The following is a 3211-nucleotide window of genomic DNA, read 5'->3' as shown; positions in this document are numbered from 1 at the left end:
GACCGGTGCTGGCTGCAAGGGGCAACCGGCGACGCGCTGCACGCGGTGCTGTGCGCGGCGGGTTACAACATCCGCTGGCTGCTGCGGGCCATCGTGCGTTTGGGGCTCAAAGGCCTTCTTGCGCCCCTGCTCGCGCTGCTGTGCATGCTCGCTGCCGCGTTCGCAACGGCCGCGGCGGCGGGGAAAACCGGGGTCAGATTACGAACCCTGGCGGTACTGTGAATTTTGCAGGGCCGACTCAATACGCAGAACCACAATAGCCGAAATATGCTGATCGCCCTGGGCCTGCTGATGCTGGGCCTGGGCAGTGCCTCTGCCTGGCTCATCACACGCAGCATCACCTTGCCACTGAACAAGGCCGCCCAGAAAGGGGCTACCGGCGATCTGAGCCACCACGTCGAAGTCACCAACACCCAGGATGAGACAGGCGTGTTGCTGCAGGCCATCACGGACATGCAGCAACACGCCTGGTGTGCGCGGCAACGCCGAAAGCGTGGCCACCGCCAGTGCCCAGATCGCACAGGGCAACATGGACCTGAGCGCCCGCACCGAAAACCAGGCCGCAGCCTTTCAGCAGACCGCGGCGACGATGGACGAACTGAGCTCGACCGTGCGCAACAACGCCGACAACGCCCGCCAGGCCAGCCAACTCGCCGTAGGGGCTTCCGGCGTGGCCACCAAGGGCGGCGAGGTGGTCGGCAGGTCGTGAGCACGCTGCGCGACATCGACGCCAACTCCAAGAAGATCGCCGACATCATCTCCGTGATCGATGGCATTGCCTTCCAGACCAACATCCTGGCGCTCAATGCCGCCGTGGAAGCCGCGCGCGCCGGCGAGCAAGGCCGTGGTTTCGCGGTGGTTGCAGGCGAGGTGCGCTCCCTGGCGCAACGCAGCGCCCAGGCTGCTCGGGAAATCAACAGCCTGATCACCACCAGTGTCGAGAAGGTCGAACAAGGTACTGCATTGGTCGACAAGGCCGGCACCACCATGGGCGAGATCGTCAATGCCATCCAGCGCGTGAGCGGCATCGTGGCCGAGATCAGCGCCGCCAGCACGGAACAGAGCAACGGCGTCACCCAGGTTGGGCAGGCCGTGACGCAGATGGACCAGGCCACGCAGCAGAACGCCGCCCTGGTCGAGCAAAGTGCCGCCGCCAGCCTGAAGGGGCATGCGCGTCAGCTGGTCGAGGCTGTGGCCGTGTTCAGGCTCTCTCCAGCCTGAGCCTTGGTCGGAAAGAACTGCCGGATGTCCGCCCAGGCCACGGGCTTGCGGCCGATGATCTCTTGATAGAGCGGATCGAAGGCCTGCATCTTGGTCATGACCACGGGTACGGCCCTGGGATCCTTCGCACGTGTCAAGGCCGTGTTCTCATCGCTGCAACTCAAGGCATCACGATCAACGGCTGCCAGACTGCGGCAGTTGTATGGACGGTGCTCATAGATCGAGCATTGATTCTCGAGCAGGAAAGGGCATGGGGTGCTGACATCTTGAAGCCTGGTGTGCCGCCTTGGGGGCAGATTGGCCATCTGCTTGCCGGTCGCCGCTGCGATGTGCTTGGCCTCAAGGTCCGAAATTTCCACGGGAATCGTCCGGCAACACGCACTGCACCCCGCCTTGCATGACACATGCCCGGATCGGAGATCGCCAACCTCCTCCATCAGCAAGTACAGCTTTGGAAGCTTGCTTCGGGGTGCAGAAGCCTGCCTGGAGAGGCTGTTGATCCTCTCGTGCATGGACTGCCTCCACTGAGGCGTCATGGCCGCCTCGATGGCCGCCAGCTTGCGCCTGGATTCCACGTGTTCATCAGCCTTCAAATCAGCCAAGCGCTGCAGCATCAATGGCGACACGTTGACATTGGCAAGATCCATGGGGGGCTCCCTAGCATTCACTTCTATGATTCTTGTGTGATATCAGATGACAACGTAACAGAACGCCACGAACGACGCATAACGCTCTACTACCGTCACAACTCTGTTACACATTCTTGCGCCACAGCCATGAGAGTGAGGGTCTACCCTTGTATGACCGTTCAGGCATGAAAAAAGCCGGAGCGCCTCAAGGCATCCTGCTGTATGCCTTGCTGGGCAAACTGGCCGACGTGCTGGTCCGCGGCCTGGAGCGTGCGGCCCTGCGCTGGCACCCTGGCTATCGCAACGCCGCCTGACCCTTTCGCCCCATTCTCGCGACACATCATGAGCACGACGCTATCGACTCTCCCGGCAGCCCGGGCCGTGGCGCCTGACCTGGCGCCGCAGACATCGTCTTCACGGCATCGCGCCTCGACTCACGCGCGTCAGGCAGCCAACCAGCAAGGCACAGGGGTCACCCTGCGCAACCTCGGCAAGGCTTACGGCCAACGCCAGGTGCTGCAAGGCATCAACCTGGACATCGCCTCGGGCGAGTTCGTCGCCATCGTGGGGCGCAGCGGCTGCGGCAAGAGCACCCTGCTGCGCCTGCTGGCAGGGCTGGACGGCATTTCCACCGGCCGCATCGATCTGGACGGACAGGCCCTGCGCACAGACCATGTCGCCGACCAAGGCCTGCGCCTGATGTTCCAGGATGCCCGGCTGCTGCCCTGGAAGAAGGTGGGCCAGAACGTGGCCTTGGGCCTGACAGGCACGGATCCCCGCCAGGGCGCACTTGATGCCCTCACCGCCGTCGGCCTGGCCGAACGCATCGACGAATGCCCGCAGCGCTGCCGGGCGGACAACGGCAGCGCGTGGCTCTGGCCAAGGCCCTGGTGCACCGCCCTCGTCTGCTGCTCGATGAGCCTCTGGGCGCACTTGATGCCCTCACCCTCATCGAGATGCAGCAGTTGATCGAACGCCTGTGGCGTGAACATGGTTTCACCGCCGTGCTAGTGTCCTGTCCCGCTGATACGTGAGCAATGTCGGTGCAGCTTAGCCAAGATTGAGTGAGCGGCAGCAGTCCACCTGAACGGTTGGCACTCGGTGTTGTATGCGGCGACAAAGTGATCAATGCGCTGCACAAGTTGCGTGACGCTGGTGAAGGATCCGCGCTGGATGGTCTTGTCGGTTATCAGGGCAAAAAATCCCTCCACCTGATTGAGCCAGGAACTGTAGGTGGCAATGAAGTGCATGTGCCAACGTGGCCTGGCCGTCAACCAAGCCTTGATCTTGGGGTGACTGTGGGTGGCGTAGTTGTCGACAATGCAGTGGACATCAAGCTCGCTGGGCACAGCCTTGTCAAT

Annotated in this window: 2 protein-coding genes and 4 pseudogenes; 4 read left to right on the top strand and 2 right to left on the bottom strand. The window is 62.8% G+C overall.

Annotated elements, in window-relative coordinates; genetic code table 11:
* Positions 1 to 222, top strand: a pseudogene (locus tag WAQ08_RS11965) (hypothetical protein); the annotation flags it as partial.
* 45 nt (positions 223 to 267) lie between these two features.
* Positions 268 to 1221, top strand: a pseudogene (locus tag WAQ08_RS11960) (methyl-accepting chemotaxis protein); the annotation flags it as partial.
* Here the strand turns inward: WAQ08_RS11960 and WAQ08_RS11955 are convergent.
* Complete coding sequence (locus WAQ08_RS11955) at positions 1176 to 1868, bottom strand: YkgJ family cysteine cluster protein (RefSeq protein ID WP_422191801.1); 693 nt, start codon at positions 1866 to 1868, stop codon at positions 1176 to 1178. The pseudogene WAQ08_RS11960 and the gene WAQ08_RS11955 overlap by 46 nt on opposite strands.
* Before the next feature lie 191 nt (positions 1869 to 2059).
* Between WAQ08_RS11955 and WAQ08_RS11950 the strand changes: the two are divergent.
* Together WAQ08_RS11950 and WAQ08_RS11945 are read left to right on the top strand one after the other, a co-directional pair.
* Positions 2060 to 2164 (top strand): annotated as a pseudogene (locus tag WAQ08_RS11950) (ABC transporter permease); the annotation flags it as partial.
* 28 nt (positions 2165 to 2192) lie between these two features.
* Positions 2193 to 2866, top strand: a pseudogene (locus WAQ08_RS11945) (ATP-binding cassette domain-containing protein); the annotation flags it as partial.
* Here the strand turns inward: WAQ08_RS11945 and WAQ08_RS11940 are convergent.
* Positions 2858 to 3211 (bottom strand): transposase (locus WAQ08_RS11940; protein WP_422191800.1); only part of this gene is annotated, 354 nt, incomplete at its 5' end. The pseudogene WAQ08_RS11945 and the gene WAQ08_RS11940 overlap by 9 nt on opposite strands.

The sequence above is a fragment of the Aquabacterium sp. genome, from assembly GCF_049274795.1.
In the GTDB taxonomy this organism is placed as follows: Bacteria; Pseudomonadota; Gammaproteobacteria; order Burkholderiales; family Burkholderiaceae_C; genus Aquabacterium.
The sequence above is the reverse complement of the archived record's forward strand: the minus strand, read 5'-3'. Positions and strand labels throughout refer to the sequence as shown.